Raw genomic sequence first — 16,884 nt, forward strand, 5'->3', positions numbered from 1 at the left:
GCCCAACGCCGCCCGAATCACAACTGGGCGGCGAGTAACTCGGCGATCTGAATGGTGTTGAGCGCGGCACCCTTCCGCAGATTGTCGCCGGAGACGAACAACGCCAGGCCGCGCCCGTCCGGCACACCAGGATCTTGGCGGATGCGGCCGACGAACGAGTCGTCGGCGCCCGCAGCAGCCAGCGGGGTCGGCACTTCGACGTACGTAACACCGGGGGCATCGGAGAGCAATTCGCGGGCGCGTTCCGGCGAGATGGGCCTGGCGAACTCGGCGTTGATCGACAGCGAGTGACCGGTGAACACCGGCACCCGCACGCACGTTCCGCTGACCAGCAGATCGGGAATGCCGAGAATCTTGCGGCTCTCGTTGCGCAGCTTCTGATCTTCGTCGGTCTCGCCCGACCCGTCGTCGACCAGTGACCCGGCCAGCGGCACCACGTTGAATGCGATTGGGGCGACGTACTTCTGGGGCGCGGGGAAGTCGAGCGCCGAGCCGTCGTGCACCAACTGCTCCGCGCCGTCGATGACCGCGCGGGCCTGCGACGCGAGCTCCTCGACACCGGCCAGGCCGCTACCCGACACCGCCTGGTAACTCGACACGATCAGGCGCGTCAGCCCCGCCTCGTCGTGCAGCACCTTGAGCACCGGCATCGCGGCCATGGTGGTGCAGTTGGGATTGGCGATGATGCCCCGCTTGAGAGATCGAGCCCGGTTTCCGACGTCTCTATCGAAGTTGACCTCCGAAACCACCAGCGGCACTTCGGGATCCTTGCGCCAGGCCGACGAGTTGTCGACGACCACCGCGCCCGCGGCGGCGAAGCGTGGGGCCTGCACTCGCGACATCGTCGCGCCCGCGGAGAACAGTGCGATGTCCAGCCCGGCCGGGTCGGCGGTCTCGGCGTCCTCGACCTCGATCTCCTGCCCGCGGAACGTCAGCTTCTTACCCTGCGACCGGGCCGAAGCGAAGAACCGCACCGACGTGGTGGGAAAGTCGCGTTCCTCCAACAGCTTCCGCATCACTTGGCCGACCTGTCCGGTCGCGCCGACGACACCAATCGAAACCATTAGATCCCACTTCCCGCGTACACGATCGCCTCTTCCTCGCCACCCAGGTTGAATGCCTCGTGCAACGCCGCGACGGCCTTGTCCAGCTCGGTGTCCTTGACCAGCACGGAGATTCGGATCTCGGAGGTGGAGATGAGGTCGATGTTCACGCCGACGGCCGCGAGCGCCTCGCAGAACGTCGCGGTGACGCCGGGATGGCTGCGCATGCCCGCGCCCACCAGCGACACCTTGCCGATGTGGTCGTCGTAGAGCACTGCGCTGAAACCGATTTCGTTCTGCAGCGAGGACAGCTTCTCCACCGCGCCCGGCCCGCTCTCGCGTGAGCAGGTGAACGTGATGTCGGTCTTGCCGTCCTCGATCTTGGAGATGTTCTGCAGCACCATGTCGATGTTGACGTCGGCGTCGGCCACGGCACGAAACACCTTGGCGGCGTAGCCGGGAACGTCGGGCAGCCCGACGACGGTAACCTTCGCCTCACTGCGGTCGTGAGCTACCCCGGTGAGGATGGCGTCTTCCATGGGGATGTCCTCCATCGATCCTTTGACGAGCGTGCCCGGTTTGTCGGAGTACGACGACCGCACGTGAATCGGAACGTCGTAGCGGCGGGCGTATTCCACGCAGCGCAGCATCAGCACCTTCGCCCCTGCGGCCGCCATCTCGAGCATCTCCTCGAAGCTGACGGTGTCCAGGTGGCGCGCATTGGGCACGATCCGCGGATCGGCGGTGAAGATGCCGTCGACGTCGGTGTAGATCTCGCAGACGTCGGCCTTCAGAGCCGCGGCCAGCGCGACGGCGGTGGTGTCCGACCCGCCGCGGCCCAGCGTGGTGACGTCCTTGCTGTCCTGACTCACGCCCTGGAAGCCGGCGACCAGCACGATCAGCCCCTCGGCGAGTGCATCCTGTAGCCGACCGGGCGTGACGTCGATGATCTTGGCGTTGCCGTGCGTGCCGGTGGTGATGACGCCGGCCTGCGATCCGGTGAACGAGCGGGCCTCGGCACCCAGCGACGAGATGGCCATCGCGACCAGCGCGTTTGAGATCCGCTCGCCGGCGGTCAGCAGCATGTCCATCTCGCGCGCAGGCGGCGCCGGGCTGACCTGACGCGCGAGGTCAAGTAGGTCGTCGGTGGTGTCGCCCATGGCGGAGACGACCACGACGACGTCGTTGCCGGCCTTCTTGGTCTCGACGATGCGCTCGGCGACGCGACGGATCCGGTCGGCGTCGGCCACCGAGGATCCGCCGTACTTCTGCACGACGAGTGCCACTGTCCGCCTTTCGTGCGATCCGGTCCCATAAAGGATAAGGGGTCTGCACACGCGATTTTTCCCTCACGTCCGTAGCGTGGATCACCGTGGCTGACCATGCGATGAGCCAGGACAGGCAGGCCGACACGTCGGTGCCGATCCACCCCCACCTCGCGGCACGCTGGAGTCCACGGGTCTTCGACCCCGATGCCGTGCTGACCGGCGCACAGGTCGCGGCCCTGCTGGAGGCCGCGCGTTGGGGCGCGACCTGGGGTGATCGCCAGCCGGTGCGGTTCTTCGTCGGGTTCCGCGACGACGACACGTTCGACGCATTGGCCGCGACGCTGAAGCGGGGCAACTCGTATGCGCGCGCGGCGAGCGCCCTGATCCTGGTGTGCGCCGACGAAGGTCCCGACGAGCGGACGAAGCTGTACTCGGTGCTGGACGCGGGAGCCGCCGTCGCGAACGCGACCGTCGAAGCGGTTTCGCGGGAGTTGATCGCGCATCCGATGGCGGGGTTCAACGCCGACGAAGCGAGGGAGGCGTTCGGCATTCCCACCGAGGTGCGGCCGCTCGCGATGCTCGCGGTCGGCGTGCTCGGCGACTACGCGACGGCGGCGCCGGAACTCGTCGAGCGGGACACCCGACCTCGTGCCCGGCTGCCGCTCGACCAGATCGCGTTCTCGGGCCGCTGGGGCCAGCCCGCGGAGCTCTAGCCGGCGCAGGCTTTGGACAGCTGGCCGAGCTCGGCCTCGAACTGGTCGTAGAGCCCCGCCACCGCGATCGCCGCAGGAGGCGGGGCAGCGCCGGGCGCGGTGGCTGCGGATTGCGCGTTCAGGTCGATGCGGGCGCGAACGAGTCGTTCCGTCGTCTGCGCGAGTTCCTTCGCCTGGCCGGCCAGGTCTGGCGCAGTCACCTTGGCCGCCCGATCGGAGATGCCGTCCGACCAGGTCCGGTAGTCGAGATCGCTGGGCTCGGTCGCTTTCTCGTGCGAGCCCTGCTCGGGCTCGTGCGTCTTGGAGTTCAGCGATTCGATCTGAGTTTTGTTGAACGCCAACAGTTCACGCACCGGGGCGCAGTCGGCCTTCGACGGCCCGCTGAAATAGGTCCAGGCCAACGAAACGACCGCGATGATCACCACCGCCAGCACCGAGATGCCGACCGGCCTCCTGCGCCACATGCTCCGATGCTTCCACACCGTGCCGAGCGGACTTATTAACGTGCCGGCAACCTCGCGCGACTGTCCACGTAACAGAGACATCGGTTACTGCCAGTGAACGGCCCGGCTGAGCGGGCCGCCTCAATCCCAGGAGAAGTAAGTAATGGACGTAGTGGACACAGGCACCACGGCATTCATGCTGTGTTGCATCATCGGGCTGACCCTGATGATTCCCGGACTCGCCCTGTTCTACGGCGGCATGGTCTCGGTCAAGAGCTCGACGAACATGATGATGATGACCTTCGGCGCGGTCGCCGTCGTCGGTGTGCTGTGGGTGCTCTTCGGCTTCTCGATGGTCTTCGGCACGTCGTACGGCGGCTTCGTCGGCAGCCTTACCGAGTTCGCCGGAATGAAGGACCTGCTCGAGTCGCAGACGACCATCTCCGGTCTACCGGTAAGTCTGTTCGCGCTCTTCCAGGCGCTGTTCGCAGCCATCACCGTCGCGCTCATCTCGGGTGCGGTCGCCGACCGGATGAAGTTCGGCGCGTGGATGCTGTTCGCGACCGTTTGGGCAGTGCTGGTCTACTTCCCCGTTGCACACTGGGTGTTCGCGTTCGACGGCGTCGTTACTGAGAACTCCGTCGGTGGCTGGATTGCCAACCAGCTGAAGGCAATTGACTTCGCCGGTGGCACCGCGGTGCACATCAACGCAGGTGCAGCCGCGCTGGCCGTCGCGATCGTGCTCGGCAAGTCCGCGATGTTCGGTCAGCTGCGCAAGCCGCACAACGTGCCGCTGACGCTGCTCGGCGCCGGTCTGCTCTGGGCGGGCTGGTACGCGTTCAACGGTGGTTCGGCGCTGGCCGCGGGCAACTCGGCCGCCATCGTGATGGTCACCACGTTCGTCGCCACCTGCGCCGCAACGCTGGCCTGGATCGGCGTTGAGAAGCTCAAGGACGGCCACGTCACCGGCGTCGGCGCCGCTTCCGGTGCCATCACCGGTCTGGTCGCCATCACCCCCGCCTGTGGTGCGGTGACGCCCGTCGGAGCGATCGCCGTCGGTGCCATCGCCGGTGCCATCTGCGTCTATGCGGTCGGCCTGAAGTCGAAGTTCGGCTACGACGATTCGCTCGACGTGGTGGGCGTCCACCTGGTCGGCGGTGTCATCGGCACCCTGCTGATCGGTTTCTTCGCCAGCGAGGGCATGCCCAACGCGACGAACGGCCTGTTCTACGGCGGCGGGTTCGACCAACTGTGGAAGCAGGCGGTCGCCGCCTTCGCGGTCCTGGCGTACTCGTTCGTGGTCGCCTACGCGATCGCCTTCGCCATCAAGAAGACGATGGGCATCCGCATCTCGCCCGAGGAAGAAGAAGAGGGCATCGACACCAAGTTCCACCGCGAGTCCTCGTACGACATGGCATCTGCCTGACGCGGTAGCCCCGGCCGGCGCGGGATCTTCCCGCAGCGGTCGGGGCTTCTCGCGCTGCATTGTGTTTCCTATCCTGATACTGTGATTCTTAACAAGAGACAGGACTTCGATGGCCGACACCGAACTCGCGAACCTCGCCCGGGACGCAGACACCCGGTTCCTCCTCGCCCTCTTCGTGGACCTACGGGGTAAGCCCTGCGCCAAGCTGGTGCCCGTCGAGGCCATCGACCTGCTCGCCACCGACGGCGTCGGATTCGCCGGATACGCCGTCGGCGCCATGGGCCAGGAGCCCAAGGACCCCGATCTGATGGCGATCCCGGATCCCGCCTCCTTCACCCCGATCCCCTTCATCAAGGAGGGGCTGGCGATCGTGCATTGCGACCCGCACGTCGAGGGCGCGCCGTGGCCCTACGCACCCCGCGTCATCCTCAAGTCGCTGATCCAGACCGCCGCCGACGCCGGCTACGAGCCGTGGGTCGGCGCCGAGGTCGAGTACTTCCTGTTGACGCGCAACGCCGACGGGACCCTCGCCACGGCCGACGCCGACGACACCGCCGCGCAGCCGTGCTACGACGCCCGCGGCGTCACCCGAATGTACGACCACCTGACCACGGTCTCGATGGCGATGAACCAGCTCGGCTGGTCGAACTACGCCAACGACCACGAGGACGGCAACGGCCAGTTCGAGCAGAACTTCCAGTTCGCCGAGGCACTCACCACCGCCGACCGCGTGGTCACGCTGCGCTACCTGCTATCGATGATCGCCGCCGAGCGCGGAATGATCGCGACGTTCATGCCGAAGCCGTTCGCCGACCGCACCGGCAGCGGACTACACCTGCACATGTCCCTGACCAGTGGTGGCGCCCCCGTCTTTCCCGCCGGCGACGACAGCCGCGGGCTCGGTCTCTCGGACACCGCCTACTCCTTCATCGCGGGAGTCCTCGAGCACGCGTGCGCGCTGCAGGCCATCGTCGGGCCAACAGTCAACTCCTACAAGCGAACCGGCGCGCTGACGACGGCCTCCGGCGCGTCGTGGGCACCGAGGACGCCGACGTACGGCGGCAACGACCGCACGCACTACGTCCGGGTGCCCGACGACCAGCGTGTCGAGCTGCGGGGCGGCGACGGATCGGCGAACCCGTACCTCGCCATCGCCGCAGCGCTGGGCGCAGGCATCGACGGCATCAAGCGCAGCCTCGACCCTGGCGCGGTGGGTGCCGTCGCCGCAGGGCGACCCACGCTGCCACCGACGCTGCTGCACGCCGTCGACGAATTGGCCTCCGACTCAGTGATATCCGGCGTGCTCGACAGCGTCGGCGAGGGCGTCGCGAGCTACTACGGCGGACTCAAGCGCGACGAGTTCTTCGCCTACCACAGCACGGTCAGCCCCTGGGAGATCGACCAGTACCTGACGGCGTTCTGATGTGCGGCATCGTCGGGCTGCACCTGCGTAATCCAGCCCTGTATCCGCGGTTGGGCGAACTGTTGACCGGCATGCTGTGCGAGATGTCGAACCGCGGCAGTGACTCGGCAGGCGTCGCGGTGTACGGCGACCCGGAGTGGACCCCACCCGGACAGGGTTGCGTATCCCTGCTCGAGGTCGACGGCGACGCCGAATCCATCAGCGCGGCAGTCGGTTCCGCGCTTGGCGCACCGGTGCAGGTGACGGCGCTCGGCGATACCCACCTGCTGACCGCCGACGTCGATTCGGCGGCTCTGCTCGCCGCGGCCAAGACGGCGCATCCCGCCGCGTTGGTCGCCGGCTTCGGCGCGGACCTCGCCGTGCTCAAGGGCGTCGGCGACCCCGCGACGCTGGCCCGGTCCTGGGGCCTCGCGGGTGCACGAGGCTGGCAGGGCGTCGGCCACACCCGCATGGCCACCGAGTCGGCCGTCACCCCGTCGGGGGCCCACCCGTATGCCGTCGGACCCGAACAATGCCTGGTGCACAACGGATCGTTCGCCAACCACGCCACCATACGGCGCGAATTGCAGGCCACCGGTGTGCAATTCGACAGCGAGAACGACACCGAGGTGGGTGCGCGGTTCGTCGCGGCCCGGCTCGCCGAGGGCCGCGACGTCGAGACCGCATTGAAGGACCTCTGCGCCACGTTCGACGGTTTCTACACCCTGCTGGTGTCCAACCGCGACTCGTTCGCCGTCGTGCGCGACGCGATCGCATGCAAACCCGCCGTCATCGCCGAGACCGCCGATTGGGTGGCGATGGGCAGCGAGTACCGCGCCCTCTCCGGCCTGCCCGGGGTCGAACACGCCGCGATCTGGGAACCGGAGCCGGAGGTCGTCTACGCATGGACGCGGTAACGAGATACGACCTCGCGAGCACTGCACTGCGTGACGTCAACGCCGCGCTGCACGCACCCGCCCTTCGCGGCGAAATCGTCATCGAGCATCCCGCCGGTGCACACAACGTTGCGGTCGGAATCGATGCGCCAGTCAAGCTGACCATCGACGGACACGTCGGCTACTACGCCGCGGGCATGAACCAGCAGGCCGATGTCACCATCGACGGCAACGCGGGCACCGGAGTCGCCGAGAACATGATGAGCGGCAGCGTGTGGGTCAAGGGCAACGCGTCGCAGTCGGCTGGCGCCACGGCGCATGGCGGACTGCTGGTCATCGAGGGCAATGCCGCTGCGCGGTGCGGTATTTCGATGAAGGGCGTCGACATCGTCGTCGGGGGGGACGTCGGGCACATGAGTGCGTTCATGGCTCAGGCCGGACGGCTGGTGATACGCGGAGACGCGGGTGACGCGCTCGGCGACTCGGTCTACGAGGCTCGCATCTACCTGCGCGGCACACCCGCCTCACTGGGCGCCGACTGCGTGGCCAAGGAGATGCGGGCCGAACACCACGAAGAGCTCGGCCGGCTGCTGAAGGCAGCGGGCTTCGAGAACGACGACACCAGCGACTACACGCGCTACGGATCGGCCCGCAGCCTCTACCACTTTCACGTCGACCACGCCGGGAGCTACTGATGCTGACCGATGACGCCAGGGCGCGACTGGGGCTGCGCGAGTCCGCCACGTTCGACCGCGCCACCATCGCAGGCATTCAGCGCGCCGCCGAGACGGGCATCTACGACATCCGTGGGTGGGGCGCCAAGCGGCCGCTGCCGCACTTCGACGACCTCCTGTTCCTCGGCGCGTCGATGTCGCGGTATCCGCTGGAGGGCTACCGGGAACGCTGCGACACCGACGTCGTGCTCGGCGACCGGCACGCGAAACACCCTCTGCACCTGGACATTCCCGTCACAATCGCCGGGATGTCGTTCGGCGCACTGTCCGGCCCGGCCAAGGAGGCCCTTGGGCGCGGCGCCAGCGAGGTCGGCACGTCGACCACCACGGGTGACGGCGGCATGACCCCAGAAGAGCGCGGGCAGAGCAAACACCTGGTGTACCAATACCTTCCGTCGCGCTACGGCATGAACCCCGACGACCTGCGCAAGGCCGACGCGATCGAGGTGGTGCTCGGGCAGGGCGCCAAGCCTGGCGGCGGCGGCATGTTGCTCGGCCAGAAGATCTCGCCTCGCGTGGCGGGCATGCGCACGCTGCCGGAGGGCATCGACCAACGCTCGGCCTGCAGACACCCGGACTGGACGGGCCCCGACGACCTCACCATCAAGATCAACGAGCTGCGCGAGCTCACCGACTGGGAGAAGCCGATCTACGTGAAGGTCGGCGCCACCCGCACGTACTACGACGTCAAGCTCGCGGTGCACGCGGGCGCCGACGTCGTGGTGGTCGATGGCATGCAGGGCGGAACGGCGGCCACCCAGGACGTGTTCATCGAACACGTGGGGATACCGACGCTCGCCGCCGTGCCCCAAGCGGTGCAGGCGCTGGCGGAACTCGGCGTCCATCGGAAGGTTCAGCTCATCGTGTCCGGCGGCATCCGCACGGGCGCCGACGTCGCGAAGGCGCTGGCGCTCGGGGCCGACGCGGTGGCGATCGGCACGGCGGCCCTCATCGCCCTTGGCGACAACCACCCCCGGTACGAGGCCGAGTACGAAAAGCTTGGCAGCGCAGCCGGTTTCTTCGACGACTTCCAGGACGGCACCGATCCGGCGGGCATCAGCACGCAGGACCCCGAACTGGCCGCCCGGTTCGACCCCATCGCCGGCGGGCACCGGCTGGCCAACTACCTGCGCGTGCTCACGATGGAGGCCCAGACCATCGCCAGGGCCTGCGGCAAGGCACACGTGCAGCACCTCGAGCCCGAAGACCTCGTCGCCGTCACCATCGAGGCGGCCGCGATGGCCCGCGTGCCGCTGGCGGGGACGGACTGGATCCCGGGATCGCGATGAGCGAGACCGCGGACGTCGTCATCGTCGGCGGCGGCATCGAAGGCGCCTCTACCGCATGGGCGTTGGCCCAACGCGGCGTCACCGACGTCATCGTTCTGGAACGCAACACCGTCGGCTCTGGCATGACGGGCAAGTCCAGCGGGATCGTCCGCTGCCACTACGGCGTCAGCTCGCTCGCCGCGATGGCGACCGCCAGCCTCGAGGTGTTCGAGAAGGCTGAGGAGCTCTTCGGGTCCGACATCGGGTTCCGTCCAACGGGTTACGTCGTGGGTGTCGGCGCACCGAACGTCGACTCGCTGCGCAAGAGCCTGGTCGCCCAGCGATCGGTCGGCGTCCAGACCGAGGAGATCGACCACGCGGAAGTGGCTCGGCTGTGGCCATTCGCCGACCTCTCGCCGTTCGCCGCATTCGCCTGGGAGGCCCGCGGCGGGTACGGCGACGCCTATCAGACGGCACAGGCGTTCGCGATCGGGGCCCGCGCCGCGGGAGTGCGAATTCGTCAGGGCGCCAACGTCACCGAGCTCGTCCAGGCCGGCAGTCGAGTGACCGGCGTACGGCTGGCGGACGGCAGCGTGGTGTCCGCAGGCACCGTCGTCGTCGCCACCGGCGTGTGGGCCCGCCCGTTCCTGGCGCCATACGACGTCGACGTCCCGATCCGCGTGGTGCGCGAACAGCTCGTCATGATCTCCCCAGGCGTCGAGCTTGGCCGCGTCCCAGTGTTCTCCGATCTCGTTTCCCTGCAATACATCCGCCCGGAACCCGACGGCACCGTGCTCTTCGGCAACAGCGACCTCTCCCATGTCGAGGACGCCGACCCCGACGCGTACTCCAACCGCGCGAGCGACGCGTTCATCGAGTTGACCATCGACCGCGTCGGCACCCGATTCCCCGGCTTCCCAGCCCCCGCCATCACGACCAGCTACGCCGGCTGCTACGACGTCACGCCCGACTGGAATCCGGTGATCTCCCGCACCGACGTCGACGGGCTCTTGGTCGCCGCCGGGTTCAGCGGGCACGGCTTCAAGATCGCGCCCGCGGTCGGGCGACTGGTCGCCGACCTCGTCGTCGACGGTCGCAGCGCCGATCCACGCATCCCGGAGTCCGACTTCCGGCTGTCCCGCTTCGCCGAGGGCCAGCCGCTCAAGACGCCGTATCCGTATGTCGGTGCCGGCGAGATGCGTTAGACAGGAAGCCGTGAGCGACATTCCGCTGCTTCGCAACAAGTCCGGCACCGCCCGTGACCGCGACCCGCGCGAACCCGTCGACGAGCTCGAGATCGAGGTGGCCATCGGCCGCAACGTGCGTCAGCTCCGGCAGCAGCACGGGCTCACCGTCGCGGACATGGCCACGCGCGTCGGCATCTCCAAGGCGATGCTGAGCAAGATCGAGAACGCGCAGACGTCGTGCAGCCTGTCCACGCTTGCGCTGCTGGCCAAGGGTTTGGACGTCCCGGTGACCAGCCTGTTCCGCGGGGCGGAGGTCGAGCGACCTGCCGCATTCGTGAAGTCAGGAACTGGGGCGCGGATCGTCCGCAACGGCACCAAGGAAGGCCACGAGTATCAACTGCTCGGATCGCTGCGCGGCGAACACAAGCGGCTCGAATGTCTTCACGTCACGCTGTCGGAGAAGAGCAGTACCTATCCGCTGTTCCAACACCCCGGCACGGAGTTCATCTTCATGCTCGAGGGCGTCATGGACTACAGCCACAGCCGGTCGGTGTACCGCCTGCACGCCGGCGACTCATTGCAGTTCGACGGCGAGGGCGCGCACGGACCGGTCGACCTGGTCGAGGTGCCGATCCGGTTCCTCTCGGTGATCGCCTTCCCCGACTCCCAGATCTAGTCGCCACCTGGCCTGGTGCCCGTTTCACGAATTCGGTAGCGGACGGCGAAGCGTGTCTCACACTGGAGGTGCCATGGCCAGCATCATTGAGTTAGAGGTGACCGCCGCCGCGGCGGAGGGCAGTTACACCGTGCGCGTAGTGCGGCCGGCTTCCGACGAGCACGCGACCACGACGATGCAACTAGATGCAGGAGCGTTCATCACCTCCCGCGACGACTTGGAGACGGCGGTGTTGGCGTCCGCGGTGGCCGGCCGCAGGATTCTCTCCCCGGGGGAGCAGCGACTCCGCACCGTAGGTACGGAACTGTTCGACGCATTGTTCAGCGGGCCAGTGGGTGAGACCTACCGCGCAAGCGCAAACGCAGCCAACCTGCGTGGCGAACGGTTGCAGGTGGTGCTCCGGCTGGACGTACCGGGGCTGGCCGCCATCCCATGGGAGTCGATGTACGACAGGCAGAACGACGAATACATCGGCCTAACGGATCCGGTGATACGCCACATTCCGTCGGCGGATGCCGAGCCGCTCGCGATCGTCGCGCCGCTCAAGGTGCTCGTGTTGGTGGCGTCGCCGGACGGTATGACGGCCTTGGACGTCGAGTCCGAGCGTACGAAACTGTCTCAAGCGCTCGCGGAACCCATCGCCGATGGCCGGATTCAGCTCAAGTGGCTAATGCAGGCCAGTTGGGAGCAAGTCCAGGACGAATTACTGTCCGGCACATGGCATGTATTGCATTTCATCGGCCACGGCGACTACGACCGTAGGACCGACCAAGGGGTGATCGCGCTCGTCGGTGACGACGGAGGCACACACCTCGTGGAAGCCGACAGACTCGCGCGCCTGCTCAACGAGGCCAGACCAACGCCCATGCTGGTGGTGTTGAATTCGTGCCAGTCCGGCAGAAGCGGCACGCAGGATCTGTTCTCGAGCACCGCGGCGACGCTGGTGCGCCAGGGCATCAGCGCCGCGGCAGCGATGCAGTTCTCGATCAGCGACGCCGGCGCGACCAAGTTCGCCCGCGGGCTGTACAGCGCGCTGGCCAGTGGCCGCAGCATCGGCGACGCCATGGGAAGCGGACGTGTGGGTCTGCTGAGTACACCCGGTTCCCTGGAGTGGGTGACCCCGGTGCTCTACGTACGGGGCGACACCTCGACGCTGTTCACGATCACTGCTGCGCCCGCTCCAGCTGCGGCGCCAGCCGATGTCCCAACCCGAACCGGGCCAAACAAGAAGATGCTGGCCATCATCGGCGCGATCGCTGCTGCGGTGGTCGTCGGCGTGGTCATTCTGGTGATCCTGCTCAATTCGTCCGACCCCAAGCCGCCCCTCACGGGGCCCACGACCACGCCGGCAGTCACGTCGCCCACGACGTCCACCTCCGAGGTCGTCACACCACCACCGAGCGACGCTGACACACTCATCCGGACACTCGCCGCAGCGGGCATCGACAACACGCTGCGGGGCGGAAACACTGAACTCGCACGCTATCTCGCGAATTCCGAATACACGGTGTATCCAGCCGTCGCCAGTGCACTTCTCGACGCGATCGGCACCATGCAGCTACGACAGCCCGTGGCGATCGACGCCATCGTCTTCGACTACGAGGTGTTCGCAGGTGCGCCGCCGCCGAACCGGGCCGATCTCGTAGACGCCGACGTGCTCAAGAGGTCAGTGGCGTACGAGTACATGAGTCGGTACGGGGGCGGTGCCGTCACCTTCGAGTCGTTGTTGGTCCGGCGCTAGTCCGAATCAGACTGCTGCGACGGCGCTTTCGTCGCTGAATGGCCGCTGCGCCAGCATCGCTTTGACACCGTCGCCATAGTAGAAGATCTGGGGTTCCTGGTCGGAGTTCTCGATGGCGTGGAGCACGTCCTTCTGGAGGTCCCGATAGTCCTTTCGGTAGTCGCCGCCGGTCTTCTCCCAGACCTGCAGGAACGCGTAGGTGAACGCGCCGTTGCCCGGTCCGTCCATCGACGTCTGCTCGTCCTTGCACCCGGAGATCAGCACCACCTTCGCGGGAGAGTCGGCGCCGGGCAGCTGTTTCGGCGGCCACCACGTCTTCTGCTCCTCATAGGCCTTCTCGTTCTTCTCGTACTCGGCCGTGGTGAATTCGAGCGGCGCTCGCTTTGACTTGGGTCCCCCCTGGTTGTCCACGAATGCGCGCCGATTTTCGCGGGCCCCGATGCGGTCGCGTCCAGGTCCGCGGCGAGCGACGGTCTCGCTGTGGCAGCTGTCCGACATCATGAAGATCCGCACTCCCTTCTTGAAAGTGCACAGGGCACCGTAGAGGGAATCGTCGACGAGTTCAGTGTCGTAGAGGCACCACGTCTCGTCATAGCCATCGATTTCGTCGCCGTTCTGGTCGGGGACTTGGCCGCCATGTCCGGAGTAGGTAAGGAAGAAGAAGTCGCCGTCCTCAAGCTCGGCCGCGTACTCATTGAGCTTGTCACGCACATTGCCGATGGTCGCCTGCTCATCGATCAGCTGTTCGGCTGTGAAGCCGCGGCTTTCGGCAATCTCCTTCATGGCGTCGGCGTCGTTGATGCACCCCGAGAGCGCACCGTCCCAGCCGCCGTACTGGTCCGGGTCGACGCGGTTCAATCCGATGTGAAGTGACTTGCGTGTACTCATGATCTCTCCTCCTGTGATTGTTGGTTAATTGAAGATGCTCCTGAACCCGGGCCGACCTGCCGCCGGGGCGCGGTCATCGCTGAACGGGATCTGCGGCAGCATGCCTGCCACGTCGACGCCGTAGAAGAAGATGCCGGGGGTCTGGTCTGCGTTGTCGACCGCAGCGACGATGTCGTTCCTGAGTTCCTGGTAACTCTTGCGGTAGTCGCTGGTCCACACCTGCAGGAACGCGGTGGTGAACGCGCCGTTGACCGGTCCGTCCATCGACGTCTGCTGATCTTGGCATCCCGAGATCAGCACCACGTTCGCATCGGCGTCCTTCGGCACCAACGGCTGCGGCTCCCACCAAGTGCTTTGCGCCGCATACACATCGCGGTTCTTGGCGAACTCCGCAGCCGTCGCCTCGAGCGGGGCCAACTTCGCCTTGTGACCGGGCCGCTCGGCCGCGCGCGACCGTGGCCGACGCCCTCGGGTGACGGTTTCGCTGTGACAGCTGTCCGACATCACGAAGACCCGCACACCGCGCTTGAAGGTGCAAAGCGCGCCGAAGAGCGAGTCGTCGACGAGCTCGGTGTCGTAGAGACACCACGTCTCGTCGAACGAATCACGTTCGTCTCCAGTGAGATCGGCGACCTGTCCGCCGTGGCCCGAGTAGGTCAGGAAGAAGAAGTCATCGGCGTCCAGCTCGGCGGCCGCCGCGTCGAGCCGGTCGCGTACCGCGGCGATCGTGGCGTGCTCGTCGATCAACAACGCCGGGGTGAAGCCGCGACCAACGGCGACGTCTCGCATGGCGTTCGCGTCGTTCACGCAGCCCGATAGTGCACCGTCCCAGCCGCCGTACTGAGCTGGATCGACCCTGTTCAGTCCGATGTGTAGGGACCTCCGCCTCGACATCTTCAGCTCACCAGTCGAGTTCGGCTTCGCGTTTCACGACGCGCGTCGCAGCACGCGCGCGCGTCTTTGGGCGCCCCCGGTGCTGAAGCTCGAGCAGGACGGGATCGAACTGGACCTGCGCCTTGTCCGCAATCTCTTCGACGGTCTTCTCCACGGTCACGAACTCGGCGAACGCATCGCGCGTCTTCAAGCCGTCCAACGATTGGGTGAGGATGAACGCGCGGGTCCGAATCTCGTTGTCCCGTTGGTAGACGAACACCTTCCAGAACTCGATGGGAACCCGAACCGCATCCTTGTACGACGGGTCGGTTTCGGACAGCACGGGGCCGCCCAAGACCGCGACCCTCGAGTTGTCCTCGTCGACGTGTTCGAGCAGTGCGTTCTCCAGCCGCCCCCACACGCCGTGGCGGGAGGACTGATTGAAGTTGTCCATCTGCGGGGTGATGTTGGTGAGGACGAAGGAGTCCGCGTTGGCCTGTACGGCCTCATCGTGTTCGCCCCACAACAGGTCGGCCCGACGGGCGACGTGGCCGCGGTCCAGCCGGTTGTTCTTGTAGACGTCGTTTCCGGTCTGCAGCTTCTTGTCGATGCGGTCGTCGGTGGTGAATGGGAGATCCTCGCGCCCGATCGGGTCGGGGCTGCCTTTGCCACGCAGCGTGGCTCCGTCGATGTTCCACGCCACCCAACGGCAGAGTCGTCGACTCTTGCTGAGTCCCAACGAGAAATGCGTGTAGTTCACGACGGGCGATCCGTCCACCAGCACGGCGTCGTCGGTGTCGAGGCCGGCGGGCGCATCGACGTGCTCCCCGACGAAGTTGGGGTCGTAACCCGCCCGCTGCTGCAACGTGTCGTCGGTGGTTGTCATCGTCAAACCTCCTGGTGTGGGTGTGCGCCCTGCCGGACATTCATCGTCAGCCCACCGCCGTAAGCGCACGGGAGGCGTTGATACGAACCGCTTCACCACAGAACGCGAGCAGCCCGCTCGTCATCTCGGCGATGATCTTCTTCATTTCCGGATAGGGCGGATGGAACGGCGTCGGGTTGTCCTCGGAACCCCATTCCACGGTGAAGGCAAGCACTTTGGTCAGTGCAGGGTCGACGAGGTGACGGCTGTAGGCGTAGTCGTCGGACGTGCCCGCGGTCGGATAGAGGTTCGCGGACTGCTGCACCCGGTAGCTGTGGCCCCGGGAGGCCTCGATGCCGGTGGCCATCGCCTCCCCGAGCCGAACAAGCAGTCGACGATCCTCGGAGGGCAAGTACTCGCGATACTCGTCGTCGAACACGCCGCGCCGGCGATCCCACCGGTCGTTGGTGAAACTCATTGAGGCATCGTCGGTTTGGTTCTCGTCGTCGCCCCAGCTGTACATGATCAGCTCGCCGTAGCTGTGCACGTCGACGAGATACGAGATCTCCGGATGCTCGTCGAGCAGCCATACGACGTTGCGCGTCTCCGGCTCCGACGTTGCGGTCGGACCGATGTAGACCTCCTTGTCGCACGGGCGGGTCGAGCACGACACCGCCGCGTCGGGACTGAAGGCCGTGGCGTAGTCCCACATGAAGTCGAAGTTGCGGTTGAGATCCACTCCGACGCATGACTCGTCGCCGTCGCGTTCCGATGGCGCGGGCCTGCGGTTCTTCCGCCAGAGCGGGTCGACGGTGAAGCTGTGATGACGCCCGTCGGGATTCACCTGGGGAACGATGTACACCGCGGTTTCGTCGACGAGCCGCGCAACGGCGGACGCCTGGAACCGGCGCCTGCCGATCGCTATCCCCTTCTTGTCGCGCCACGCCGAGAGCAGTCGCTCGGCGAAGCCCACCAGGATGTCGGGGCTGCCCCACTCACGCGCATGCAGACCTCCGAGCAGCAGGATCGCCGGCGCCTTCGCATCGCTACTGCCGATCCGGATCGCACGACATTCGCGGTTCTCCCAGGTGCGGTGCGGAAGCTCGACGAGGCGGGCTGCCCCCGCATACTTCCTGGCGAGTTCGACGACACGTTCGTCGACGTCCGCGACCGACAGGTAGCCGCCGGATGCCGCTCGGCCCCGTTCACGTGTGGGCGGACCCGTCCTCACCTCCTCGAGACGTTCCACGGCGAAGCCGGCGTCGGTCAATGCGTTGAGCGCATCGCCTTCGCCATAGGCCTGCACGCGGTACCGGCCATCGTCGAGCTCGCGAAGGGTCTGGCGGACGACCTGGACGCCGTCGGCGCGCATCAGGTCGGCCATTGCGCGCCGGTTCTCGCCGGTGATGTTCACGCGTTGCATTGATGACCTCCCGCACGACTCGCGTTCAGGGAATATGG

Annotated in this window: 16 protein-coding genes; 9 read left to right on the forward strand and 7 right to left on the reverse strand. The window is 66.6% G+C overall.

Annotated features, from left to right (window positions below; all coding sequences use genetic code 11):
• Positions 1-17 precede the first annotated feature (17 nt).
• Both SLQ33_RS30150 and SLQ33_RS30155 read right to left on the reverse strand, forming a co-directional pair.
• Positions 18-1,064, reverse strand: a complete 1,047-nt coding sequence (locus SLQ33_RS30150; protein WP_319457594.1) for an aspartate-semialdehyde dehydrogenase — start codon at positions 1,062-1,064, stop codon at positions 18-20.
• Positions 1,064-2,329, reverse strand: coding sequence for an aspartate kinase (locus tag SLQ33_RS30155; protein WP_319457595.1), 1,266 nt, complete (start codon positions 2,327-2,329; stop codon positions 1,064-1,066). Before SLQ33_RS30155 ends, SLQ33_RS30150 begins: the two co-directional genes overlap by 1 nt.
• Positions 2,330-2,430: 101 nt before the next feature.
• Between SLQ33_RS30155 and SLQ33_RS30160 the strand changes: the two genes are divergently transcribed.
• Positions 2,431-3,024 carry a nitroreductase family protein gene (locus SLQ33_RS30160; RefSeq protein ID WP_319457718.1) on the forward strand — a complete coding sequence of 198 codons (594 nt, stop codon included), beginning with the start codon at positions 2,431-2,433 and terminating at the stop codon, positions 3,022-3,024.
• On the opposite strand, the gene SLQ33_RS30165 is transcribed toward SLQ33_RS30160, so the two are convergent.
• Positions 3,021-3,488: a hypothetical protein gene (locus SLQ33_RS30165; RefSeq protein ID WP_319457596.1), complete on the reverse strand. Its 468-nt coding sequence runs from the start codon at positions 3,486-3,488 to the stop codon at positions 3,021-3,023. The genes SLQ33_RS30160 and SLQ33_RS30165 overlap by 4 nt on opposite strands.
• A 151-nt stretch (positions 3,489-3,639) precedes the next feature.
• Here SLQ33_RS30165 and SLQ33_RS30170 point away from each other — a divergent pair, with 151 nt between their 5' ends.
• From SLQ33_RS30170 to SLQ33_RS30205, 8 genes are all read left to right on the forward strand, one after another.
• Positions 3,640-4,893 (forward strand): ammonium transporter, encoded by a 1,254-nt coding sequence (locus SLQ33_RS30170; protein ID WP_319457719.1) that lies wholly within the window; start codon positions 3,640-3,642, stop codon positions 4,891-4,893.
• A 109-nt stretch (positions 4,894-5,002) separates the two neighbouring features.
• Entirely contained in the window at positions 5,003-6,316 is a 1,314-nt protein-coding gene (gene glnT / locus SLQ33_RS30175) for a type III glutamate--ammonia ligase (RefSeq protein WP_319457597.1), read from the forward strand.
• Complete coding sequence (locus tag SLQ33_RS30180; RefSeq protein ID WP_319457598.1) at positions 6,316-7,212, forward strand: glutamine amidotransferase; 897 nt, start codon at positions 6,316-6,318, stop codon at positions 7,210-7,212. The genes glnT and SLQ33_RS30180 overlap by 1 nt, the downstream gene beginning before the upstream one ends.
• On the forward strand, positions 7,200-7,886 hold the full coding sequence (locus tag SLQ33_RS30185) for a protein glxC (RefSeq protein ID WP_319457599.1): 687 nt from the start codon (positions 7,200-7,202) through the stop codon (positions 7,884-7,886). The genes SLQ33_RS30180 and SLQ33_RS30185 overlap by 13 nt, the downstream gene beginning before the upstream one ends.
• Positions 7,886-9,214, forward strand: a complete 1,329-nt coding sequence (locus SLQ33_RS30190) for an FMN-binding glutamate synthase family protein (RefSeq protein ID WP_319457600.1) — start codon at positions 7,886-7,888, stop codon at positions 9,212-9,214. The genes SLQ33_RS30185 and SLQ33_RS30190 overlap by 1 nt, the downstream gene beginning before the upstream one ends.
• Positions 9,211-10,398: an FAD-binding oxidoreductase gene (locus SLQ33_RS30195; RefSeq protein WP_319457601.1), complete on the forward strand. Its 1,188-nt coding sequence runs from the start codon at positions 9,211-9,213 to the stop codon at positions 10,396-10,398. The genes SLQ33_RS30190 and SLQ33_RS30195 overlap by 4 nt, the downstream gene beginning before the upstream one ends.
• A gap of 10 nt (positions 10,399-10,408) precedes the next feature.
• The gene (locus SLQ33_RS30200; protein WP_413467745.1) at positions 10,409-11,056 is read left to right on the forward strand and encodes a helix-turn-helix domain-containing protein; all 648 of its coding nucleotides are present in this window, start codon (positions 10,409-10,411) and stop codon (positions 11,054-11,056) included.
• Between the two features lie 73 nt (positions 11,057-11,129).
• Entirely contained in the window at positions 11,130-12,797 is a 1,668-nt protein-coding gene (locus tag SLQ33_RS30205; protein ID WP_319457603.1) for a CHAT domain-containing protein, read from the forward strand.
• Between the two features lie 6 nt (positions 12,798-12,803).
• Here SLQ33_RS30205 and SLQ33_RS30210 read toward each other — a convergent pair whose 3' ends face one another.
• From SLQ33_RS30210 to SLQ33_RS30225, 4 genes are read right to left on the reverse strand one after another with little or no spacing between them, the layout of a single operon-like run.
• On the reverse strand, positions 12,804-13,685 hold the full coding sequence (locus SLQ33_RS30210; protein WP_319457604.1) for a caspase family protein: 882 nt from the start codon (positions 13,683-13,685) through the stop codon (positions 12,804-12,806).
• 24 nt (positions 13,686-13,709) lie between these two features.
• Complete coding sequence (locus SLQ33_RS30215) at positions 13,710-14,579, reverse strand: caspase family protein (protein WP_319457605.1); 870 nt, start codon at positions 14,577-14,579, stop codon at positions 13,710-13,712.
• Positions 14,580-14,586: 7 nt separating this feature from the next.
• Positions 14,587-15,444 carry a DNA/RNA non-specific endonuclease gene (locus SLQ33_RS30220; RefSeq protein ID WP_319457606.1) on the reverse strand — a complete coding sequence of 286 codons (858 nt, stop codon included), beginning with the start codon at positions 15,442-15,444 and terminating at the stop codon, positions 14,587-14,589.
• 46 nt (positions 15,445-15,490) lie between these two features.
• Complete coding sequence (locus tag SLQ33_RS30225; protein ID WP_319457607.1) at positions 15,491-16,846, reverse strand: M14 family metallopeptidase; 1,356 nt, start codon at positions 16,844-16,846, stop codon at positions 15,491-15,493.
• Positions 16,847-16,884 lie beyond the last annotated feature (38 nt).

It is taken from the genome of Mycobacterium sp. RTGN6, assembly GCF_033804605.1.
Taxonomy (GTDB): Bacteria; Actinomycetota; Actinomycetes; order Mycobacteriales; family Mycobacteriaceae; genus Mycobacterium.

Bases quoted from the DNA above. Each gene is read 5' to 3' on its own strand.
- SLQ33_RS30150 (WP_319457594.1), bottom strand. From the start codon at position 1,064: ATGGTTTCGATTGGTGTCGTCGGCGCGACCGGACAGGTCGGCCAAGTG.
- SLQ33_RS30160 (WP_319457718.1), top strand. From the start codon at position 2,431: ATGAGCCAGGACAGGCAGGCCGACACGTCGGTGCCGATCCACCCCCAC.
- SLQ33_RS30165 (WP_319457596.1), bottom strand. From the start codon at position 3,488: ATGTGGCGCAGGAGGCCGGTCGGCATCTCGGTGCTGGCGGTGGTGATC.
- glnT (WP_319457597.1), top strand. From the start codon at position 5,003: ATGGCCGACACCGAACTCGCGAACCTCGCCCGGGACGCAGACACCCGG.
- SLQ33_RS30180 (WP_319457598.1), top strand. From the start codon at position 6,316: ATGTGCGGCATCGTCGGGCTGCACCTGCGTAATCCAGCCCTGTATCCG.
- SLQ33_RS30185 (WP_319457599.1), top strand. From the start codon at position 7,200: ATGGACGCGGTAACGAGATACGACCTCGCGAGCACTGCACTGCGTGAC.
- SLQ33_RS30190 (WP_319457600.1), top strand. From the start codon at position 7,886: ATGCTGACCGATGACGCCAGGGCGCGACTGGGGCTGCGCGAGTCCGCC.
- SLQ33_RS30195 (WP_319457601.1), top strand. From the start codon at position 9,211: ATGAGCGAGACCGCGGACGTCGTCATCGTCGGCGGCGGCATCGAAGGC.
- SLQ33_RS30205 (WP_319457603.1), top strand. From the start codon at position 11,130: ATGGCCAGCATCATTGAGTTAGAGGTGACCGCCGCCGCGGCGGAGGGC.
- SLQ33_RS30210 (WP_319457604.1), bottom strand. From the start codon at position 13,685: ATGAGTACACGCAAGTCACTTCACATCGGATTGAACCGCGTCGACCCG.
- SLQ33_RS30215 (WP_319457605.1), bottom strand. From the start codon at position 14,579: ATGTCGAGGCGGAGGTCCCTACACATCGGACTGAACAGGGTCGATCCA.
- SLQ33_RS30220 (WP_319457606.1), bottom strand. From the start codon at position 15,444: ATGACAACCACCGACGACACGTTGCAGCAGCGGGCGGGTTACGACCCC.
- SLQ33_RS30225 (WP_319457607.1), bottom strand. From the start codon at position 16,846: ATGCAACGCGTGAACATCACCGGCGAGAACCGGCGCGCAATGGCCGAC.